This window comes from Frateuria sp. GZRe12 (assembly GCF_051900535.1).
GTDB lineage: Bacteria > Pseudomonadota > Gammaproteobacteria > Xanthomonadales > Rhodanobacteraceae > Frateuria_A.
Genome location: NZ_JBHZGI010000002.1, coordinates 285,627 through 305,892 on the forward strand (window position 1 = coordinate 285,627; position 20,266 = coordinate 305,892).

16 protein-coding genes and 1 pseudogene are annotated in these 20,266 nt (G+C 69.1%); 11 read left to right on the forward strand and 6 right to left on the reverse strand.

Features of this window, described 5'->3' with window-relative positions; genetic code table 11:
- Nucleotide 1: 1 nt before the first annotated feature.
- The 3 genes from ACFWZ4_RS07055 (at nt 2) to ACFWZ4_RS07065 (ending at nt 1,594) form a co-directional block, all read left to right on the forward strand.
- Nucleotides 2-637 (forward strand): TMEM175 family protein, encoded by a 636-nt coding sequence (locus ACFWZ4_RS07055; RefSeq protein WP_439704021.1) that lies wholly within the window; start codon nt 2-4, stop codon nt 635-637.
- Nucleotides 638-710: 73 nt separating this feature from the next.
- Entirely contained in the window at nt 711-977 is a 267-nt protein-coding gene (locus ACFWZ4_RS07060) for a DUF2249 domain-containing protein (protein ID WP_231322971.1), read from the forward strand.
- A 2-nt stretch (nt 978-979) separates the two neighbouring features.
- Nucleotides 980-1,594, forward strand: a complete 615-nt coding sequence (locus ACFWZ4_RS07065; protein ID WP_439704022.1) for an FmdE family protein — start codon at nt 980-982, stop codon at nt 1,592-1,594.
- A 3-nt stretch (nt 1,595-1,597) separates the two neighbouring features.
- Here the strand turns inward: ACFWZ4_RS07065 and ACFWZ4_RS07070 are convergent, their stop codons facing one another.
- Complete coding sequence (locus ACFWZ4_RS07070) at nt 1,598-2,281, reverse strand: glutathione S-transferase family protein (protein WP_439704023.1); 684 nt, start codon at nt 2,279-2,281, stop codon at nt 1,598-1,600.
- 73 nt (nt 2,282-2,354) lie between these two features.
- Entirely contained in the window at nt 2,355-3,269 is a 915-nt protein-coding gene (locus ACFWZ4_RS07075) for a DMT family transporter (RefSeq protein WP_439704024.1), read from the reverse strand.
- Nucleotides 3,270-3,383: 114 nt separating this feature from the next.
- On the opposite strand from ACFWZ4_RS07075, the pseudogene ACFWZ4_RS07080 reads away from it, so the two are divergent.
- From ACFWZ4_RS07080 to acpA, 3 genes and pseudogenes are all read left to right on the forward strand, one after another.
- Nucleotides 3,384-3,467 (forward strand): annotated as a pseudogene (locus ACFWZ4_RS07080) (Lrp/AsnC family transcriptional regulator); the annotation flags it as partial.
- Nucleotides 3,468-3,564: 97 nt separating this feature from the next.
- Nucleotides 3,565-3,879 carry an Lrp/AsnC family transcriptional regulator gene (locus tag ACFWZ4_RS07085; RefSeq protein WP_439704025.1) on the forward strand — a complete coding sequence of 105 codons (315 nt, stop codon included), beginning with the start codon at nt 3,565-3,567 and terminating at the stop codon, nt 3,877-3,879.
- A 91-nt stretch (nt 3,880-3,970) separates the two neighbouring features.
- The gene (acpA, locus tag ACFWZ4_RS07090) at nt 3,971-5,659 is read left to right on the forward strand and encodes an acid phosphatase (RefSeq protein WP_439704026.1); all 1,689 of its coding nucleotides are present in this window, start codon (nt 3,971-3,973) and stop codon (nt 5,657-5,659) included.
- A 263-nt stretch (nt 5,660-5,922) separates the two neighbouring features.
- On the opposite strand, the gene ACFWZ4_RS07095 is transcribed toward acpA, so the two are convergent.
- From ACFWZ4_RS07095 to ACFWZ4_RS07105, 3 genes are all read right to left on the reverse strand, one after another.
- On the reverse strand, nt 5,923-9,036 hold the full coding sequence (locus ACFWZ4_RS07095; protein ID WP_439704027.1) for an efflux RND transporter permease subunit: 3,114 nt from the start codon (nt 9,034-9,036) through the stop codon (nt 5,923-5,925).
- A 595-nt stretch (nt 9,037-9,631) separates the two neighbouring features.
- Complete coding sequence (locus ACFWZ4_RS07100; protein ID WP_439704028.1) at nt 9,632-12,874, reverse strand: efflux RND transporter permease subunit; 3,243 nt, start codon at nt 12,872-12,874, stop codon at nt 9,632-9,634.
- Nucleotides 12,875-13,050: 176 nt separating this feature from the next.
- The gene (locus tag ACFWZ4_RS07105) at nt 13,051-14,274 is read right to left on the reverse strand and encodes an efflux RND transporter periplasmic adaptor subunit (RefSeq protein WP_439704029.1); all 1,224 of its coding nucleotides are present in this window, start codon (nt 14,272-14,274) and stop codon (nt 13,051-13,053) included.
- A gap of 313 nt (nt 14,275-14,587) precedes the next feature.
- Between ACFWZ4_RS07105 and ACFWZ4_RS07110 the strand changes: the two genes are divergently transcribed.
- Nucleotides 14,588-15,109 carry a c-type cytochrome gene (locus tag ACFWZ4_RS07110; protein WP_231322953.1) on the forward strand — a complete coding sequence of 174 codons (522 nt, stop codon included), beginning with the start codon at nt 14,588-14,590 and terminating at the stop codon, nt 15,107-15,109.
- 165 nt (nt 15,110-15,274) lie between these two features.
- Here the strand turns inward: ACFWZ4_RS07110 and ACFWZ4_RS07115 are convergent, their stop codons facing one another.
- Nucleotides 15,275-15,853: an ACP phosphodiesterase gene (locus tag ACFWZ4_RS07115; protein ID WP_439704030.1), complete on the reverse strand. Its 579-nt coding sequence runs from the start codon at nt 15,851-15,853 to the stop codon at nt 15,275-15,277.
- Nucleotides 15,854-15,907: 54 nt separating this feature from the next.
- Here ACFWZ4_RS07115 and ACFWZ4_RS07120 point away from each other — a divergent pair, with 54 nt between their 5' ends.
- From ACFWZ4_RS07120 to ACFWZ4_RS07135, 4 genes are all read left to right on the forward strand, one after another.
- Nucleotides 15,908-16,597 (forward strand): alpha/beta hydrolase, encoded by a 690-nt coding sequence (locus tag ACFWZ4_RS07120; RefSeq protein ID WP_439704031.1) that lies wholly within the window; start codon nt 15,908-15,910, stop codon nt 16,595-16,597.
- A 112-nt stretch (nt 16,598-16,709) separates the two neighbouring features.
- Entirely contained in the window at nt 16,710-17,816 is a 1,107-nt protein-coding gene (gene zapE, locus ACFWZ4_RS07125) for a cell division protein ZapE (RefSeq protein ID WP_439704032.1), read from the forward strand.
- 144 nt (nt 17,817-17,960) lie between these two features.
- Nucleotides 17,961-19,784, forward strand: coding sequence for a putative bifunctional diguanylate cyclase/phosphodiesterase (locus ACFWZ4_RS07130; RefSeq protein ID WP_439704033.1), 1,824 nt, complete (start codon nt 17,961-17,963; stop codon nt 19,782-19,784).
- Entirely contained in the window at nt 19,781-20,179 is a 399-nt protein-coding gene (locus ACFWZ4_RS07135; protein WP_439704034.1) for a hemerythrin domain-containing protein, read from the forward strand. Before ACFWZ4_RS07130 ends, ACFWZ4_RS07135 begins: the two co-directional genes overlap by 4 nt.
- Nucleotides 20,180-20,266: the final 87 nt, after the last annotated feature.

Sequence of the window (20,266 nt, forward strand, 5' to 3'; positions counted from 1 at the left end):
CATGAACCACGGCGCGCAACTTGAACGCCTGAAGGCCTTTTCCGACGCCGTGTTCGCCATCGCCATCACCTTGCTGGTGATCGAGGTGCACGTGCCGCGGCTCGATACGCCGGACGATGCAGCCTACCTCGTCGCATTGGCGCACCTGGTGCCCAGCTTCATGGGCTTCGCGCTGAGCTTCCTCACCATCGGCGCGCTGTGGGTGGCGCACCACCGGCTGTTCGGCGTGCTGGAAGGCTACGAGCCGAAGCTGATGTGGCCGAACATGCTGCTCCTGATGGTGATCGCGTTCATGCCTTTCGCCACCGCGTTGATGAGCTCCAATCCGCTCGCGCGCGTGCCGGAGGTGTTCTACTCGGCCACCCTGCTTGCGGCCGGGCTGCTGCAGCTGTTGCTGTTCCGGGTGGCGCTCAAGCCCGGGCGGACGCGCGCGGACGTGCCGCCGGAGGAGATCAACGCGTTGCGCTGGCGTGCACTGACCCTGCCCACCGCCACGACGATCGCGCTGCTCATGGCCTGGCGCATGCCGGGCAACAACAACTTTTTCCTGCTGTCGATCCCGCTGCTTGCGCGCGCCTACGCCGCGCTTGGCCGACGCCGCGCGCTGCGGCTTCCCGCCTCGCCGGCGACGTCCTGATCGGCTGATCCAAGTCATGGGCACGGGGTGGGCGCGGCCGTAGGGTGGCGCTCCCATCCCGCGAGTGTCCGCCATGCACGCCAATCTCAGCCCCGAACAGAACATCCACATCTTCGACGCCCGCGGCATCGCCCGCCGCTTCCGCCATTCGGCGATCTTCGGCGCGCTGGGCGCATTGCGCTCGGGCGAGACGATGCGCTTCATCAACGACCACGACCCGCTGCCGCTGCTGGCGCAGCTGCGCGAGCGCTTCGGCGAATACCTGACGGTCAGCTACCGCGAGCGCGGTCCGCAGGCGGTGGTGGTGGATTTCGGCATCGTCGGCCTGCCCGGCGAGTGAGCATGGCGTTCCCCGCGTTTTTTTTCCTCGCGCCGTGCATCACCGTGCGCGACCCGCTGGCCGCACTGCTGGGTGCGTCCGACGATGGCCTGCTGGTCTACGGCTATGCCGATGCGGTGCGGCTGGCGGGCCACTCCTGCCCGACCGTGGGCGGCGCCTTCCTGATGGCGCGTGCCGCGCTGCGCGCGCTTTACCCCGATGGTCCCGCCGAACGCGGCGGCGTGTCGGTGCGGATGGGCGGGCCGGAACAGGAAGGCACCACCGGCGTGGTCGCGCAGGTGCTGACACTGGTCACCGGCGCGGCATCGGCCAACGGTTTCCATGGCATCGGCGGGCGCTTCGTGCGCCAGGGCCTGCTGCACTATGGGACGGCGCAGGAAGTGCCGGGCGTGCGCTTCCAGCGGCGCGACACCGGCCAGGCGGTGCGGGTGGAACTGGATCTCGCCCGCGTGCCGTCGCCACCGGGCCTGCGCGAGCGCATGGCCGAGGCGCTGGCACCGTCGGCCACGGCCGAGCAGCAGCGCGCCTTCGGCGAGTTGTGGCAGGACCGCGTGCGGCGCCTGCTGCTGGACCACGCGGACGACCCGGCGGTGGTCCGCGTCGAAGCGCTGGCCTGACGCTCAGGCCGGCGTGCGCAGGTCCCCGCGCACCGTGCCGACGCGGCGCGCAGTGTCCTCGCTGTCCTTCAGACGTACCGTCTCGGCAAGCGCCGCGGCGTACCAGCGCCGCATCCCGGGCAGTTCGCGCAGGCGCGTGGCGTAGGCGAGCGAGGTCTCGTCCAGCGGCAGCCCGTAGCTCAGGATGCGCCAGGCGACCGGCGCGAAGAACGCATCCACGGCGCTGAAGGCATTGCCCGCCAGGAACGGTCCGCCGAAGCGCGCGAGCCCTTCGCCCCACAGCTCGGCCAGGCGGGCAAGGTCGCGCTGCAGTGGCGCGTCGATGCCATGCAGTTCCACGCGCACGGCGCAGTTCATCGGGCAGGTGGTGCGCAGGGCGGTGAAGCCCGAATGCATCTCGGCGCTGGCGCAGCGGGCCCAGGCGCGCGCCTTTGCGTCGGCCGGCCACACGCCCGGGTGGCGCTCGGCCAGGTACTCGACGATCGCCAGCGAATCCCACACCACCGTGTCGCCGTCGCGCAGGCACGGCACCTTGCCGTTGGGCGCGAAGGCGCGGAAGGCGTCCCAGCTGGAGCCGTCGCGCAGGGCGACCAGGTGTTCCTCGAACGGGATGCCCTGCTCGACCATCAGCAGCCAGGGCCGCAGCGACCAGGAAGAGTAGTTCTTGTTGGCGATGAAGAGTTCCATGGCATCCCTCGCAGTTTGCAAGGTGGACTTTCAGCCCACCGCTCCGGTGCGTCGATGGCGCGCTCGAGCCAGCCTACGGTTTGCAGACCGCGGGTTGGTGGGCGGTGCGCACCGCGGCGCGCCGGCGCATGTTGGCCAGGATCACGCCGCCGACGGTGACCGCGCCGCCGACCAGGGTCAGCAGCCCGGGCCGTTCACCGAGCCAGAACCAGCCGATCAGCACGGCGATCGGCGGCGAGAAATAGATGAAGCTGGACACCTGCGAGGCCGAGCTGCGGTGGATGGCAATGTTCCAGGCGATGTAGCCGACGAAGGTGGGGGCGAAGCCCAGCCACAGCAGCGCACCGATGCGCGGCCACGGCGCGGCGGCCAGTGCCTGCGGCAGGTGGATGGCGAACGGCAGCGCGCCCAGCGTGCCGGCGAAGAAGGTGAAGGCGGTGACGCCGAACACGCTCGAACGCGCGAACAACGGCTTCTGCCCGACGAAGTAGATCGCCGAGGCGGCCACGCTAAGCAGCACCAGTGCGGCCATCGGCTCGAACTTCACCTGCTTGCCGCTGGCCAGCACCACCATCACCACGCCGACCAGCGCCACGCCCAGGCCCGCCAGCGTGCGCGCCGGCAAACGCTCGCGCAGCCACAGCGCCGAAAGCGCCGCGGTGGCCGCAGGCACCAGCGAGATCAGGATCGCGGCGGTGCCGCTGGCGATGCGGGTTTCGGCGTAATTGAGCGCCATGTGATAGACGGTCAGGCCGATCACGCCCAGTGCCGCCAGTTGCGGCCAGTCGCGCCGGGCCGGCAGCGGCGGGCGCTTGACCAGCAGCCACAACGCGAAGCAGAGCGAGCCTATGCCCAGGCGCGCGAACGCCACCTCGCCCGGCGTGAAGGCCGGCAGCGCGAAGGCGATCGCCGCGTACGCGGACGACCAGGTGACCAAGGCGACGCCGATCAGGGCCAGCGTCCGCCCGTCCAGGCGAGGGGTATCCATGGGGAATTCCGGTGCGGGGAAGTGCGCATCCTAGTGAGGGCCGGGTTACGCAGGAAGCATGCAACCAAGCCAGAATGGCATGCTTCGCCAACGAACGAATTGCAGGTTTCCATCATGGCCTTCGTATCGAAACCCGAACTGGACGCCCGCGACTGGCAGCTGCTCGAAGCGCTGCAGCAGGACGCGCGGCAGGGCTACGCGGAACTGGGCCGGCAGGTCGGCCTGTCCCCACCGGCCGTGGCCGAGCGTCAAGCGGCTGGAGGAAGCCGGCATCATCGCCGGCTACCGCGCGGTGGTGGATCCGAAGCGACTGGGTTACAGCATCGACGCGATGATCCGCCTGCGTTGCGACGGCGGTATCTGCGCGCGCATCGGCGCGCTGGTGACCGACATTCCCGAGGTGCTCGAGTGCCGCCGACTCGCTGGCGAGGACTCGGCGCTGCTGCACGTGGTCGCGTTGTCGGTGGCGCATCTGGAGGCGGTGCTCGACCGGCTGCTGAAGATCCACCCCAGCGTGAGCACGACCACGCTGGTGGTGCTGCAGACGCCGCACACGAACCGGCCGCTGACGCGCGCGATGTGGCAGGCGGCGCACGCGGTGGAAGGCTGAGGCGCCTTCCCTTTGCTTCGCGGCGTGGCGCCGGGGCACGCGAGCCGGATGCCGGCATACTGCACACCTGAACGCCCCCGAGGAGCCTCCGATGTCCGACCTCCCCCTACCGCCCGACAGTGACGAGCAGCCGACCGACCCGCAACGCCGCCGACTGCTCGGCGGCCTGGCCGCGGCGGGCGCCGGCCTGGCGCTGGGCGGCGCCAGCGTCGATGCCGTGGCGAACGCGAAAAGCGCGGCGCTCCCACCGACGAAGCTGGACGCGCTGCTGCGCAAGCACATCCAGCGCGTGGTCGTGATCTACGCCGAGAACCGCAGCTTCAACAACCTGTTCGCCGATTTCCCCGGCGTGGCCGAGCCGCTCTCGGGACTCCGGCCCGAGCAGTACCTGCAGCGCGACCGCGACGGCTCGGTGCTCAAGCAGCTCCCGCCCGTATGGCACGGCGTGGCGCCGCACGAGCAAGTGGTCAACCACCGCAAGTACGTGGTGCGCCAGGAGGACATCGTCGACCTGCCCAATGCGCCGTGGGCGCTGCGCACCGGCGGCGGCGAGCCGCTGCCGCAGGGCGTGGTCACGCGCGACCTGTGGCATCGCTTCTACGAGAACCAGCGCCAGATCAACGGCGGCAAGAATGACGGCTTCGTGGCCTGGGGCGACTCGGGCGCGCTGGTGATGGGCTACTACGGCGACAACGCGGCCAACCTGCGGCTGTGGCAGCTGGCGCGCCAGTACACCTTGTGCGACCACTGGTTCATGGGCGCGTTCGGCGGCTCGTTCCTCAACCACCAGTACCTGATCGCCGCGCAGCCGCCGTATTACCCGCACGCGGACCAGAGCCCTGCACGCTTCAACATCGCGCAGACGGTCAGCGGCGAGGCCACCGACATCCATCTCAAGCTCGCCCACGACTCGCCGGCCAGCGCGATGGAGGGCAAGCCCGAAACGCTGACGCCCAATGCGCTGACGCCCGACTTCTGGGCGGTCAACACGATGGGGCCGCCCTACGCGCCGGGTTTCTCCAAGGATCCGAACGATCCCGCCCATGCCGATCCCGACAGCGCCAACACCGTGGTGCCGCAGAAGCACGCGACCATCGGCGACGTGCTTTCCGAGGCGGGCGTGGACTGGGCCTGGTACGCCGGCGGCTGGAAACTGGCGCTCGAGGGCAAGGGCGACGGCGACCAGGCCGATTTCCCCCAGCGGCCCAACTTCCAGCCGCACCACCAGCCGTTCAACTACTTCACCGCGTACGCGCCGGGCACGGCGGCGCGCGAGAAGCACCTGCGCGATGCGGGCGTGGGCGAGACCGCGGAAACCAACCACTTCCTCGCCGCCGTCGCCGCCGGCACGCTGCCGCCGGTGACCTTCTACAAGCCGCAGGGCGACCTCAACATGCACGCCGGGTATTCGGACGTGGACGCTGGGGATCGCCACGTCATGGCCGTGGTGGAGGCGCTGCAGAAATCGCCGGCGTGGCCGGGCTTGCTGGTAGTCGTCACGGTCGACGAGAACGGCGGCTGGTGGGACCACGTGGCGCCACCCAAGGGCGACCGCTGGGGCCCGGGCTCGCGTGTCCCGGCGATCATCGTGTCGCCGCATGCGAAGAAGGGCCACGTGGACCACACGGTGTACGACACCGGCTCGATCGCGCGCTTCCTGACTCGCCGGTTCGGGTTGCGCAAGCTGCCCGGATTGACCCTGCGCGAGGAGTCCATGCGGGCCGCCGGCGGGCCGGCGCCGGGGGATCTCACCGCCGCGCTGGAGTTCGACGAGGCGTGATGCCTTCTTCTCCCTCCGGGAAGCAGCGGCGGAGCCGCGAGGCCTTGGCCCGTAGGATGGGCTTCGGCCCTCCAGGCACGCGCGCGGCAAGACCCATGGCGGGATGAAAGCCTCTCTCCGAACGGCAATGGGCTTTCCGCCAGCCGTCGACGCCTCAGAGGGCGGCGGGGTGGACGGTTCACGGGATGACAAAGGAGCTTTTCGTTCTTGCGGGTCCTTCCGCGACTGCGGCCCCTCACCCTCCTAGGAAGAGGGGCGCTGAATCAGGAGGCTTCAACCACGTCGCGGCGGCGATGCCGTGAGCGGAAGGCGCGCCAGCGCGCCGCCAGGCACGAGAAGATTACGTACAGCGCCGGCGTACTGAGCAGAGTCAGGCTCTGCGAGATCAGCAGCCCGCCGATCAACGCGATGCCCAGCGGGCGGCGCAGCTCCGAACCCTCGCCCAACCCGATCGCAATCGGCAACGCCGCCAGGATCGCCACCATCGTCGTCATCATGATCGGCCGGAAACGTACGATGCACGCCTCGCGCACCGCATCGAGCGGCGCCTTGCCGTGCTCGCGTTCGGCCACCAGCGCGAAGTCGATCATCATGATCGCGTTCTTCTTCACGATGCCGATCAAAAGCACCAGCGCGATCTGCGAGATCACCGACAGCTCAGTGCCGGTCAGCCACAGCGCGAGCAACGCGCCCACGCCCGCCGCCGGCAGCGTCGACAGGATGGTTACCGGATGGATCAGGCTCTCGTAGAGCATGCCCAGCACGATGTAGACGGTGAGGATCGCCGCCAGGATCAGCCAGCCCATGCCGCTCTGGGTTTCCATGAAGCGGCGGAAGTCGCCGCCCACGTTGAGGCGGATATCGCCAGGCATGCGCAGGTCCTGGACGGTGCGCTGCACGATGCCCATCGCCTCGCCCATGCTCACGCCCGGTGCGAGGTTGAACGAAAGGTCCATCGTGGTGTGCTGGTCCTCGTGCGAGACCGAGGTCGGCGCGAGTCCCGGCTCCATGTGCGCCAGCGCGCCCAGCGGGATCATTCTGCCGCTGTCCGAGCGCACGTAGATGCGGTTGATCGCCGCCGGCGTGGCGGTCTGCGAGGGCAGCGCGTTGAGCACCACCTTGTACTGGTTGATGTCCGAATAGATGGTCGACACCTGGCGCTGGCCGAAGGCGTTGTACAGCGCGCCGTCGATGGTGCCGATCGAGACGCCCAGCCGCGCGGCGGTGTCGCGGTCGATCACCACGTTCTGGCGCAGGCCGGCGTCGTCGATGTCGCTGCCGACGTCCTTGAACTTCGGGTTCTTCTTCAGCGCGTTGATCAGCTTCGGCAGCCATTGCTGCAGTTCGGCGAGGTCGTCGCCCTGCAGCGAGACCTGGTACTGCGCGCCCTGGTTGCCGCCGCCCCCGCCGCCGCTGGGCAGGTCCTGGATCGGGCGCAGGCGCAGGTCGAGGTCGGGGAAGCGGTCGGCCTTGGCCGAGAGGCGCGCGAGCACGGCGAAGGTGTCGTCGGTGCGGCCCTCGCCACGGGTCTTCAGCTCGATGTTGAACGAGCCGCTGGTGCCCTGCCAGTTGATGCCCAGGCGCGAGCCGACCGCCTTGACGTCCGGATCGGCCAGCAGCATCGCGGTGAGCCGGTCCTGGCGCGCAATCGCATCCTTGAAGGACACCGTCGCGCTGGCGCTGGCGCGGCCCCAGATCAGCCCCGTGTCCTGTTTGGGGAACAGCCCGCTCTTGACCACGCCGAACAGGAAGAACGTGGCCACGATCAGCACCAGCGGCGTCAGCGACAGAGCCAGCGCGTGGCGCAGGGCGAAGTCCAGCGAACGGGTGTAGATGCGCAGCATGCCGGCGTGGAAGCGGTCCAGCGCCTGGCCCAGCCGCGTGGGTTTCGCGTTGGCATGGCCGCGCAGGAACAGGGCGCACAGCGAGGGCGTCAGGGTGAGCGAGATCACCGCCGACATCGCGATCGCCGCCACCAGCGTCATCGTGAACTCGTGCATGAACATGCCGGTGATGCCCGGCGCGAACAGAAGCGGGATGAACACCGCGATCAGCGAGGCGGTGATCGACACCACGGTGAAGCCGATCTCGCGCGCACCGGTCAGCGCGGCCTGCAATCGCGGCATGCCCTGGTCGATGTGCCGGATCACGTTCTCGATCACCACGATCGCGTCGTCCACCACGAAGCCGATCGCGATCACCAGCGCCAGCAGGGTGAGGTTGTTGAGCGTGTAGCCGAGCGTGTACATCACCACGAAGGCGCCGGCGAGCGAGAGCGGCACGGTCAGCGCGGCGATCAGCGTGGGCGCGAGCCGGCGCAGGAACAGCGCCATGGTCAGCACCACCATCGCCAGCGAGATCAGCAGCGTCGCCTGCACCTCGTGCAGCGAGGCGCGGATGGTCGGGGTGCCGTCGAAGTACGGAGTGAGCACGGTGCCGGGCGACAGGTACGCGCGCAGCGCGGGCACCTGGTCCTTGACCGCATCGACCGTGGCGATGACGTTGGCGTCGGCTTTCTTGTAGACGTACATCAGCACCGCCGGCTTGCCCTGGAACCAGGCCGCCTGATAGGCATCCTGCTGGCCGGCGTAGACGTGGGCCACGTCCGAGAGGCGGATCGGCACCCCGCCGCGCACGGCGATGATCAGGCCGGCGAAGTCGTCGGCGCTGTGCAGCTGGTCGTTGGCGGTCACCGCCATGGTGGTCGCGCCGTTGGACAGGAAACCCTGCGGCGAGGTGACGTTGGCCGCGGTCAGCGCGTTGCGCAATTGGTCGGGCGTCAGGCCCATGGCGCTGAGCGCGTGCAGGTCGATATCCACGCGGATCGCCGGCGTCGCGGCGCCGGCGATCTCCACTTGCGACACGCCGGGCAACTGGCGCAGCCGTTGGGCCAGCAGGGAGTCGGCCACGTTGAAAAGCGTGGCGGCCGATTCGGTATCCGAGGTAAGCGCGAAGGCGATGACCGGATCGTCGTTGGGGTTGGCCTTCTCGTAGCTGGGCGGGCTGTTGAGACCCGATGGCAGGTCCGGCGCTGCGGCGTTGATCGCCGCCTGCACGTCGCGCGCTGCCGAATCCAGGTTGGTGCCGCCGCGGAACATGAGAAACACCACCGCGCGGCCTTCGGAACTGTGCGAGCGCATCGACTCGATGCCCGGGACCTGGCCCAGGTGGCGCTCCAGTGGCGCGGCCACGGTCGACGCCATGGTGGTGGCATCGGCACCGGCCTGCTGCGCCTGCACGAAGATCACCGGGAACTGCATCTGCGGCAGCGCGGACACGCCCAGCAACGCGTAGCAGATCATCCCGGCGAGGATCACGCCCATGGCCAGCAGCGAGGTGCCGATCGGGCGGCGGATGAAGGGGCCGGAGAGGTTCATGCGACGGCGGGGGAGGGCAGGTCAAAAGGGGAGAGGATACGCGGCATCGCCGTGCTAACGCGCAACCGACCGATCGGTTGATCGGTGAAGCGGCGTCGCTGGTCACCCCTTCCGCAGGCGAGCCAAGCCGCGGAAGTCCCGCAAAGGCGACGAGCAAGGTGGCGTTCTTGACGGCTTTCCCGCGAGTCCCGGCCCCTCACCCCAACCCTCTCCCCGGAGGGGAGAGGGAACAGAGCGCGCGGCGTCGCTTTACGCACACTCCGAAGCTCTTGTTACCTCAGCTCCCGAGCGCCCGCGGCAAAGCGGCGGCAGCTCCTCTAAGAGCAGGCGCTCACCAGGCAAAGCCAGAAGGCACCTAGCTCTTATCTCTCACCGGGCTTAGCAGGCCTTTTCTTTTGGTTACTTTTCTTTGGGCCCGCAAAGAAAAGTGACCCGAGCGCCGGCAGGCGCTCGGAAGCCCGCCGCAGGCGAGCCAGGTCGCGGGAAGGCTCGCTCGTGACCGCAAAGCCAAGAACGGGGCCCGCAGGAGATACCACCGCGAGCCCCGGCCCCTCACCCCAGCCCTCTCCCCGGAGGAGAGAGGGAGAAGATCGGGTCACACCGCGCGGGCGTCAGCCGCTGCGCGCGCCAGCGCCCGCCGCTCGCGGCGCAGCCGCAGCCAGTCGGAGAAACGCTCCATGTACAGGTAGATCACCGGCGTGGTGTAGAGCGTCACCAGCTGCGACAGCAGCAGGCCGCCGACGATCGACACGCCCAGCGGCCGGCGCAGCTCGGCGCCGATACCGTTGCCCAGCGCCAGCGGCAAGGCGCCGAGCATGGCCGCGGCCGTGGTCATCATGATCGGCCGGAAGCGCAGCAGGCACGCCCGCCGGATCGCCTCGCGCGCGTTCAATCCGTCGCGCTGCGCCTCGATCGCGAAGTCGATCATCATGATCGCGTTCTTCTTGACGATGCCGATCAGGAGCACGATGCCCACGATGCCATCCACCGACAGGCTCATGCCGCACAGGATCAGCGCCAGCAACGCGCCCACGCCGGCCGGCGGCAGCGTCGAGATGATCGTCAGCGGGTGGATGTAGCTCTCGTAGAGCACGCCCAGCACGATGTAGATCACCACGATCGCCGCCAGCAGCAACAGGACCTCGTCGCCGATCGACGCGTTGAACTCGGCCGCCTTGCCGATGAACTGGCCGCGCACCTGCGGCGGGGAATCCAGCTGCGCCTCGACCTCGTGGATCGCGTCGACCGCCTCGGACAGCGAATAGCCCTGCGCCAGGTTGAAGGAAACCGTCACCGCCGGCAGCTGCTGCTGGTGGCTGACCACCAGCGGCGCGCTGGTGACCTCGGCGGTGGCCAGCGAGGCGATAGGAATGGTGCCGCCGGCACCGACCTGGAAGCCGACGTTGCCGGTGTTGCCGATGCCCGACGGGGTCGCCGAATTGGCCGACGTGAGCTGGCCGAAGCTGGTCGCGTTGGAGCCGGTCAGGGCGCCCGAACCGTTGCCGCGCACGGTGAGCTTGTTGAGCAGGTCGCGGCTGGAGCGGAACTCCGGCGCGACCTCCAGCACCACGCGGTACTGATTGAGCTGGGTGAAGATGGTCGAGATCTGGCGCTGGCCGAAGGCGTCGTACAGCGTGTCGTCGATGGTCTGCACCGGCACGCCCAGGCGGCTGGCCTTCTCGCGGTCGATGGTGAGCTTGAGTGCGTTGCCCCGGTTGGCCAGGTTGTTGTCGACGTCGGCCAGCTCGGGCCGCTGGCGCAGCGCCTGGGTCATCTGCTCGGCCCGCTTGGCCAGGTCCGCCGAGTTCACCTCCGAGAGCGAATACTGGTACTCGGTGGAGGCCACGCGGCTGTCCAGCGTCACGTCCTGCACGGGCTTCAGGTACAGCGCCACGCCCGGAATGTTCGCCACCGTCTGCTGCAATCGCGGCATCACCTCGTCCAGGCCGCCGCGGTCGCCGCGGTCCTTCAGCACGATCGAGAGCTGGCCCTGGTTGAGCGTGGGATTGATGGTGCCTGCGCCGATGAAGGCCGCCACGCCGGACACGGCCGGGTCGGCGCGCAGCGCCGCGGCGACCGCCTTGGTGCGCTGCTCCATCTGCGGGAAGGCCACGTTCTCGTCCGCCTGCACCACGCCGGTGACCAGGCCGGTGTCCTGCTCGGGCAGCAGGCCCTTGGGAATCACCACGTAGAGGATGATGGTGAGCACCACGGTGGCCGCCGCGACCAGGATGGTCAGGCGTCGATGGTCGAGCACCCAGTCCAGCGTGCGACCGTAGAAATCGACCGTGCGCAGCCACACGCCGCGCTTGCCGGCGGCGGCGTGGCGCTCGTGTGCGTCGTCGCCTTCCGGCAGCTGGTCGGGCTTGAGGAGATACGCGCACATCATCGGCGTCAGCGTCAGCGACACCAGCATCGAGATCGCCACGGCGATGGTCAGCACCCAGGCGAACTCGTGGAACAGGCGTCCGGTGACGCCAGGCATCAACAGCAGCGGCAGGAACACGGCGATCAGCGAGACGGTCAGCGACAGCACCGTGAAGCCGATCTCCTTCGCGCCTATTTCCGCGGCCTCCTTGCCGCTCTTGCCCTGTTCGATGTAGCGCACGATGTTCTCGATCATCACGATCGCATCGTCGACCACGAAGCCGGTGGCCACGGTCAGCGCCATCAGCGAGAGGTTGTCCAGCGACATGCCGGTGAAGGCCATCACGCCGAACGTGCCCATCAGCGACAGCGGCACCGCGATCGACGGGATGATCGTCGCCCACAACCGGCGCAGGAACATGAAGATCACGCCCACCACCAGGCACACGGTGAGGATCAGCGTGAACTCCACGTCGTGCACCGACGCCCGGATGGTGACCGTGCGGTCGGCGAAGACATCCAGGTGCACGTCGGCCGGCAGCACCGCCTGCAGCGAGGGCAGCACGGCGCGGATCTGCTCGACGGTCTGCACGATGTTGGCGCCGGGCTGGCGGCGGATGTCCAGCAGCACCGCCGGCTTGCCGTTGGCCCAGGCGGCGAGCTGGTCGTTCTCCACGCCGTCGACGACACGCGCGACATCCTTCAGGCGTACCGGCGCGCCGTCCTTGTAGCTGATGATGGTCTGCCCGTAGGCGGCCGCGTCGGCCAGCTGGTCGTTGGTGCCGATCGAATAGCTCTGCGTGGCGCCGTTCAAGGTGCCCTTGGGCGCGTTGACGTTGGCCGCCTGCAGCGATGCGCGCACGTCTTCCAGCGTGAGGCCCAGGTTGGACAGCTGCGACGGGTTGACCTGCACGCGCACGGCCGGGCGCACGTTGCCGGCGATCGACACCAGGCCCACGCCCTGCACCTGCGAGAGCTTCTGCGCGATGATCGAATCGGCTAGGTCGTTCACCTCGCGCAGCTGGCGGCTGTCGGAAGTGAGCATCAGCGTGAGGATCGGCGCGTCGGCCGGGTTCACGCGGTTGTAGACCGGGGGATAGGGCAGGTTGTTGGGCAGCGTGCCCTTGGCCGAGCTGATCGCCGCCTGCACGTCCTGCGCGGCGATGTCGATGTCCCGGTCCATGTTGAACTGCAGGATGATCGTCGACAGTCCCGCGGACGAATCCGAGCTCATCATCGACAGGCCGGAAATCTGGCCGAGCTGGCGCTCCAGCGGGGTGGTCACCAGCGCCGCCATGGTGGTCGCGCTGGCGCCGGGGTACTGCGTGGTCACCACCAGGCTGGGGGCGTCGATCTCCGGCAGCGCCGACACCGGCAGCTGGCGATAACCGAGCACGCCCAGCAGCAGCACCGCGACCATCAGCAGCGATGTGGCGATCGGGCGGCGGATGAAAAGGGTGGAAAAGCCCATGGGTTATCCGGTCTGTCTATCAGGTGAAGGCGCGCGTGGATCGCAACCCAACCGCCGTTTGCCCCGAACGCAGTGCAGCGACGTCGAAGGGCTGCCCTTCGACTGCGGCCTGCGCTCAGGGCGAACGACCATTTTTGCGGCGCCCCGGCGTTCGGCCCCGGGGCTGCCTGCTGTCATCAGTGCCCGCGTCGGCCGCCGCCGTCCTTCTTGGCCTTCTCCAGCTCTTCCTTGGTCGGCGCCGGCGGCACCTCGCCCGGCTTGAGCGGATTGACCTTGCTGCCGGGCTTGAGCCGGAACTGGCCTTCGGTGACCACGCGCTGGCCCTCGGTCAGCCCGGCCGCGATCATCACCGCGCTGTCGCCCACTTCCTGCGCCACCTGCACCGGCTGCATCTTGACCGTGTCGTCCTTCTGCAGCAGATAGACATAGTCGCCGTCAGGGCCGCGTTGCACCGCCTGCGCCGGGATCACCAGGCCACCGCCGACCGTGCGCACCTTCAGCCGCACGTTGACGAACTGGCCGGGCCACAGCTCGTTCTTCTGGTTGGGGAATTCCGACTTGAGCCGGAAGGTGCCGGTGCTGGCGTCGATCTGGTTGTCGATCACCTTGAGCACGCCGCCGTCGGCGATCACGTGCGCGTCGTCGCGGGCAAGCGCCGCGACCGACAGCGCGCCCCCGCCCACGGCCGCCTGGCGCACCATGTCGAGGTTCTGCTCGGGCAGGTTGAACATCACGTTGATCGGGTGAAGCTGGGTCAGCGTGACGATCGTGCTGGTGGTGGTCACCACGTTGCCCGGGTCGACGCCGCGGATGCCGGCCAGGCCGTCGATCGGCGAGACCACCTTCGTATAGCCCAGCTGTACCTCGGCGTCGCGGATCTGCGCCTGGTCCGAGGCGAGCGTCGCCTCCAGCTGGCGCACGGTGTTGCGCAGCGCGTCCAGGTCCTGCTTGGCGATATAGCCCTTCGGGCCCAGTTCCTGGCTGCGCGAGTAGTTGGCCTTGGCGGTGGCCAGCTGCGCCTGGTCCTGGTGCAGCCGTGCCGTGGCCTGGTCATAGGTGGCCTGGAAGGTGCGCGGATCGATCTGCGCCAGCACCTGGCCCTTCTTCACCGGCTGGCCCTCGGTGAACTCCAGGCTGATCAGGCGGCCGCTCACCTGCGGGCTGATCGCCACGGTGTTGAGCGCCTGCACCGTACCCAGTGCGGTCAGGTACACCGGCACGTCCTGGCGCGCCACCGGCACCACGGTGACCGGCACCGGCGGCTGCTTGCCCTCCTCTCCCTGGCCCTGGGCGTTGGCCTGCCCTGGCTGGCCGCCCGGCTTGTGCATCAGGCGCAGGCCGACCACGGCCAGCACCAGCACCACCACGACGATCAGCGCGATCTTCCAAAAACGCGACATTAGACAAAGCTCCCGGAATGGTTGCCGGCCTTCACGCTGCGCCGCGCGCAGCCGAAGCCGACCCTGTGAAAAGCATAGGGTTACAGCAACGGCCTTGGACAATGCCAGTTGACAGGGGTGCCCCATGACCGATGACACGTTACCGACGGCACGGACGGCGGCGCTTTGCCGCAGTCGCACCGTGCGCAGCGTGGCCTGAACCTTGGCGCGCGCTTTGATCTATAATCGGCGACTTGTCTGCCCCGCGCCGGCCGGCCCCGAGGCCTTTCGGCACGTCCACTGATTACCTGGAGTTACTTGCGTGAGCGGTTCCATGACCAAATCGGACCAGAGCTTCATCCGCCAGTTCAGCTGGCTGATCGCCGGTCTGCACGTGCTGGCGCTGGTGTTGCTGATCATGGCCTACAGCATCTACTCCCACGCGGCGAAGGAAACCAACCCGCACGCGGCGCAGAAGGTCGCCGAGCGCCTGGCGCCCGCCGGCGCGGCCTACGCCGGCGATACCGGCCGCGCCGCCATGCTGGCCGCGCAGGAAGAGGCCGCCAAGGCCGCCGCTTCGCAGGTTGCCTTCGGCGGCAGCACCGACGGCAAGACCGTCTACGAAGGCCTCTGCCACAGTTGTCACACCGCCGGCGTGGCCGGCGCTCCCAAGCTGGGCGACAAGGCCGCCTGGGCACCGCGCATCGCGCAGGGCATCGACACCCTGGTCAAGCACGCGATCGAGGGCTACCACGGCCCGGACGGCAACTTCATGCCGCCCAAGGGCGGCATGCCCTCGCTCACCGACGAGCAGGTGGGCAACACGGTCAAGTGGATCGTCAGCCAGGCCAAGTAACCTTGGCCTGACGAAAAAGCTTCCGTCAAAACGCCGCCCATCGGGCGGCGTTTTTCGTTCGCACCCTCTCCCCCTGCGGGGAGAAGGTTGGGATGAGGGGTCGACCTCGCCGACGCCCCCGGGATTTTGCCCGCTCATACCCGGCCCGTTTCGCGCGGGCGTTTCCTACGGCGTCCACTCGTGCGCGAATCGCTGCAACTGCGGGAAGAACGCATCGAAGCGCGCCTGCAGCGGAGCATCCATTTCCTGCAGCACTGGCAGCATCCGGTCCAACGGGTTGTCGCGTTGCAGGCGCTGCCCGATGCCGGCGAGCGCGCGATCGAGCACCACCGGCTCGGCATACGCGGCCGGCAGGTCATTGGCCTGCATGTAGAGCGCGAAACGCCGCGCGGTGACCGGCAACAGCGCGTCCTGCCGGCGCAACAGCTCGCGCAGGTCGGTCGAGAAGGCCGGCAACGGCAACGGCGACCAGCGCGCGAAGTCACGCGCCAGCAGATGGTCGAACCACATGTCCAGCGCGATGCCGGCATAACGCCGGTACGGCGGCTCGAACAACGCGCGCGCCGCCAGTACCTCGGGGTGGCGGTCGGTATACCCATCGATCGCCCGGTGCAGCGCAATGCCCTCGCGCACCCCTGTCGGCAACGCGGCATCCGGCGTGCCCCGCACGAAGTCACCGAGCACTCCGCCCAGGATCCGGCCCTCGTCGGCACCGGCCAGCAGCGCATGGGCCAGGTGGTTCATGCCATCTCCCGGCACCACGGCCGGTGCACGGCCGCGACGGTTATCATTGTGCGCATGACGCCCACCACCGTTCCCGACAATCCCGCCGCGTTCCCGATTGAAGAGGCGAGCTTCGCGCTCGACGGCCCCGCCGGCAAGCTGGAGGCGATCAGCGACGTCGCCGCGCCGGAGGAGGCGCGCCGCGGCGTGGCGGTGATCTGCCATCCCAACCCCGTGCAGGGCGGCACCATGCACAACAAGGTGGTGACGATGGTCGAGCGCAGCCTGCGCGAGTCGGGGCTCGATACCGTGCGTTTCAACTTCCGCGGCACCGGCGCCTCCGAAGGCAGCTACGACGAAGGCAACGGCGAGAGCGAGGACCTGGCGGCGGTGGCCGCCTGGGTACGCCGCGTGCGTCAAGACGACGTGCTGTGGCTGGCCGGGTTTTCCTTCGGCAGCTACGTGACGATCCGCAACGCGGTGCGCCTGGGTGCCGCCGCGCTGGTGAGCATCGCGCCGCCGGCGGGGCGTTTCGCGTTGACCGGGATCGAGCCGCCGCAGTGCCCCTGGCTGATCGTGCAGGGCGAAGCCGACGAAGTGGTCGAACCGCAGGCGGTGTTCGACTGGATCGACAGCCTGCCGGTCGAGCCGGAAGTGGTGCGCATGCCCGAGACCAGCCATTTCTTCCACCGCCGGCTGATGGATCTGCGCGGCGCGGTCAAGCATGCGGTGCAGCCGTGGCTGCCGCCGCCGCGCAACGGATGAACCGGTCCCGCTCCCCTTCTTTTGACGGAGGGGAGTTTTCGCGCGCACCCCGACCCTTTTCCAACCTCCCCTGGCGAACAGTCGGAGGACCCGCCATGCCGAATTCCGCTCGATGACCACCCTCACCCCCTCCGCCCGTTACCACGAAGGCGTCGTCGCGCACCGCTGGGAAGCCGATCCGGCGCAGCTTGCCGTGCTGCCGGAGTTCGATCGCATGCACGCGGCGCTATGTGCTCCAATGGAGGACGGCGGCCTGTTCGGACGGCTGAAATCGCTGTTCGGCGACGACGAGCGTGCGCCGGTGCCGGGCCTGTACCTGTGGGGCAGCGTCGGCCGCGGCAAGACCTTCCTGATGGACCTGTTCGCCGCCAGCCTGCCGCATGGCGTGGCGCTGCGGCGGCACTACCACCGTTTCATGGGCGAGGTGCACGCGCACCTGCGCGAGCTCGGCGAACGTGCCGATCCCCTGGAGGACGTGGCCGAAGGCCTGGCCGCTCGCTGCCGCGTTCTTTGCCTGGACGAGTTCCTGGTCAACGACATCGGCGATGCGATGGTCCTGGCCAACCTGCTCGACGCGCTGTTCCGCCGTGGCGTGGCGCTGGTCACCACCTCCAACACGCCGCCGCAGAACCTCTATCGGGACGGCCTGCAGCGCGCCCGCTTCCTGCCCGCCATCGCGCTGATCGAGAAGCACTGCCGGGTGGTGGAGATGGTCTCGCCGCACGACTGGCGCCTGCGCGCGCTGACCCAGGCGCCGGTTTACCTGACTCCGCCGGGCGCCGAGGCCGAACGCGCACTCGCGCGCGTCTTCGCCAGCCAGTCGCAAGGCGACGGGCAGGACGGCGGGACGCTGGACATCAACGGCCGTCCGATTCCGGTGCGCCGGCAGGCGCCGGGCGTGCTGTGGTTCGACTTCGACGCCCTGTGCGAGGGCCCGCGCGCCGTCTCCGACTACATCGCGCTCGCGCGTCGGGTGCCCACCGTGATCGTCTCCAACGTGCCGCAGTTTTCCGTCTACAGCGAGGACGCCGCGCGGCGGTTCGTGCTCATGGTGGACGAGTTCTACGACCGCCTCGTCAAGCTGGTGCTTTCGGCCGCCGCGCCGATCACCGAGCTGTACGACGGCGAGCGGCATCGCGCCGAATTCAGCCGCACCGAATCGCGGCTGATCGAGATGCAGAGCGAGGAGTACCTGGCGCTGCCGCACCGGCCCGAATAGGCCCGGTCCGCAGAAGGCCCCGCCACCTCGCGCGGCAGCCTTCGCACTTTCCCATTTTTCGCATTGCGGCTGCCGACGCGGCCGAAGTACTCTGGCCGACGGGTTACAAGCGGTTCCCACCTGGTCGGCCGGAGGGAGAACGCCATGCATACGACCATGGAGCACGCGCTGGAAGCGACGTTCATGGACAGGGACACCGCTCCTGGCGACGGGGCAGACCCGTTGGCCACGACCGACCATTACACCGTGCCCGGCTTCGATGCCGTCGCCCACCTGGCTGCCGCTTCGCTCGGCGTGGCGATGGTCGCTCTGGTGCTCGATGGCGGCAGCGCCTACTGGTACAGCAGCGATGCGGGCCCGCAGGCCCCCCATGTGCTGCATCCGCTCTACCTGGAGGCGGCGCGCCGCGGCGCCGGCCAGGTGCTGCCCGACATCGCCGCCGACGCGCGCTACCGCGACACGCCGCCGCTCACCGGCCCCTCGCCGGCCAGCTTGCGCTTCTTCGCCTGCGAACCCGTGTTCACCCTGAGCGGCCGCCACGTCGGCGCGCTATGCGTGATGGATCACGCGCCACGCAGCGGCCTGGACGAGGCGGGGCTGGCCGCGCTGCGCGACGCCGCGCGCCTGGCCGGCGCCGGCGTGGTGCTGGGCGGCTATCTGGGACGCACCGATCCGGTCACCCAGCTGCCGCATCGCAGCGCGTTCTTCGAGGACCTGCGCAACCGACACAAGAACGGCGTGCAGCGCGCATGGCTGATCGCCATCGAAGTGGCCCCGGTGGAGCGCTTCAATGCCTTCGTGCGCGCGATGGGCTTTGCCTACGCGGACGAACTGATGCGCGCGGTGGCCGCGCGCGTGCAGGACTGGATGCCGGCGCGCACCAACCTCTTCCAGGTCGGCGTCACCCGCTTCGCCGCCGTGCTGCCGGACGGGGGCCAGCCGCTGGAAACGAGCCAGCTGGACGCGCTGGTGGCCCGCCTGCGCACGCCGTTCGATTGCCTGGACATCCCGCTCACGCTGCAGCCGGGTGTCGGTCTGCTCGACCTGGACGTGCGCCAGCTCGACGGCGCCGATCCGCTGCGCCAGGTGATGAGCGCCTCGTACGCCGCCCAGCGCAGTCCGCGCGGCTGGGCGCTGTACGAGCGCAGCCAGGACGAACGGCACCGGCAGGAGTTCTTCCTGGTCACCGAGCTTGCGGCCGCCCTGACCGAGCGCACCGAGCTCTATCTGCACTACCAGCCGCGCGTGCGCCTGAGCGACGGCCGTTGCGTCGCCCTGGAAGCGCTTGCACGCTGGCGCCATCCGACCCTGGGCGAGGTGCCGCCGGGCCAGTTCGTGCCGCTGGCCGAGCGCGCCGGGCTGATGCGTTCGCTGACCGGCTGGGTGCTCGACCACGGCGTCGCCCAGCTGGCCGCCTGGCGCCGCACCGGCTGCGACGTCGGCCTGTCGCTCAACATATCCAACGCCGATTTCGACGCCGACCTGGTCACGCGCCTGCAGGACGTGGCGAGTCGCCACGGGGTCGATCCGCGCGTGCTGGAACTGGAGTTCACCGAAAGCACGTTGCTGGCGCACAGCGACGCCACGCGGCGCCACCTGGACGCGGTGCGCGAGCTGGGTACCGGCATCGCCATCGACGATTTCGGCACCGGCTACAGCAACCTCGCCTCGCTGCGGCAGATGCCCGCGACCTGCCTGAAGATCGACCAGTCTTTCGTGCGCGCGATGGACGCCAGCCGGCATGACGCGGCGATCGTGCGCTCGACCGCCGCACTCGCACACGACCTCGGCTTCCGCGTGGTGGTCGAGGGCGTGGAAAACCGGCGCATCTACGACACCGTGCGCCGCATGGCCTGCGACGAGGTGCAGGGCTTCCACGTCTCGCGCCCCATGCCGGCTGCCGCCGTGCCGCCCTGGCTAGAGCGCTCGGCCGACTGGCACCAGATCGACGGCGAGGACGCTCCGTGAGGTTGACCGACATCCTGCGCGACCAGCATGCGCAGCTGTACGTCCTGCTCGACGAACTGCAAGGCCTGGGCCTGGCCGGCCCCGAGGGCGGCGAGCGATTGCGCAAGGCGAGGCAGGCGATGGTCGCGCACCTGACCCTGGAGGACAGCCGGCTCTATCCGGCGCTGCAAGCGCATCCATCCACCTCCGCCCTGGCCCGCCGCTATGTCGGGGAAATGCAGCAGCTGACGCCGGCGCTGCTGGCGTTCTTCGACGCCTACCACGAGGGCAATGCCGATGCGGAGGCCTTCTCGCGCAGCCTGGGGCAGTTGCTGGCGGAGCTGAAGCAGCGGATCAGCCGCGAGGAGGACCGGCTGTATCCGGCCTACGAGGCGCACTGCGAAAAAAGCGAGTGATGGAAGTGCCGCGGGCGGCGCCAGCCTTCCTGCCTGCGCGCACGACAGGACCGGCTTCCTGCAGGAGCGCACCTGTGCGTGGCCGCA

Excerpts from the sequence above, each read along its gene's own strand:
- ACFWZ4_RS07070 (WP_439704023.1), bottom strand. The coding sequence starts at position 2,281 with ATGGAACTCTTCATCGCCAACAAGAACTACTCTTCCTGGTCGCTGCGG.
- acpA (WP_439704026.1), top strand. The coding sequence starts at position 3,971 with ATGTCCGACCTCCCCCTACCGCCCGACAGTGACGAGCAGCCGACCGAC.
- zapE (WP_439704032.1), top strand. The coding sequence starts at position 16,710 with ATGACCACCCTCACCCCCTCCGCCCGTTACCACGAAGGCGTCGTCGCG.
- ACFWZ4_RS07110 (WP_231322953.1), top strand. The coding sequence starts at position 14,588 with ATGACCAAATCGGACCAGAGCTTCATCCGCCAGTTCAGCTGGCTGATC.
- ACFWZ4_RS07100 (WP_439704028.1), bottom strand. The coding sequence starts at position 12,874 with ATGGGCTTTTCCACCCTTTTCATCCGCCGCCCGATCGCCACATCGCTG.
- ACFWZ4_RS07060 (WP_231322971.1), top strand. The coding sequence starts at position 711 with ATGCACGCCAATCTCAGCCCCGAACAGAACATCCACATCTTCGACGCC.
- ACFWZ4_RS07095 (WP_439704027.1), bottom strand. The coding sequence starts at position 9,036 with ATGAACCTCTCCGGCCCCTTCATCCGCCGCCCGATCGGCACCTCGCTG.
- ACFWZ4_RS07055 (WP_439704021.1), top strand. The coding sequence starts at position 2 with ATGAACCACGGCGCGCAACTTGAACGCCTGAAGGCCTTTTCCGACGCC.
- ACFWZ4_RS07130 (WP_439704033.1), top strand. The coding sequence starts at position 17,961 with ATGCATACGACCATGGAGCACGCGCTGGAAGCGACGTTCATGGACAGG.
- ACFWZ4_RS07115 (WP_439704030.1), bottom strand. The coding sequence starts at position 15,853 with ATGAACCACCTGGCCCATGCGCTGCTGGCCGGTGCCGACGAGGGCCGG.
- ACFWZ4_RS07065 (WP_439704022.1), top strand. The coding sequence starts at position 980 with ATGGCGTTCCCCGCGTTTTTTTTCCTCGCGCCGTGCATCACCGTGCGC.
- ACFWZ4_RS07075 (WP_439704024.1), bottom strand. The coding sequence starts at position 3,269 with ATGGATACCCCTCGCCTGGACGGGCGGACGCTGGCCCTGATCGGCGTC.
- ACFWZ4_RS07105 (WP_439704029.1), bottom strand. The coding sequence starts at position 14,274 with ATGTCGCGTTTTTGGAAGATCGCGCTGATCGTCGTGGTGGTGCTGGTG.
- ACFWZ4_RS07120 (WP_439704031.1), top strand. The coding sequence starts at position 15,908 with ATGACGCCCACCACCGTTCCCGACAATCCCGCCGCGTTCCCGATTGAA.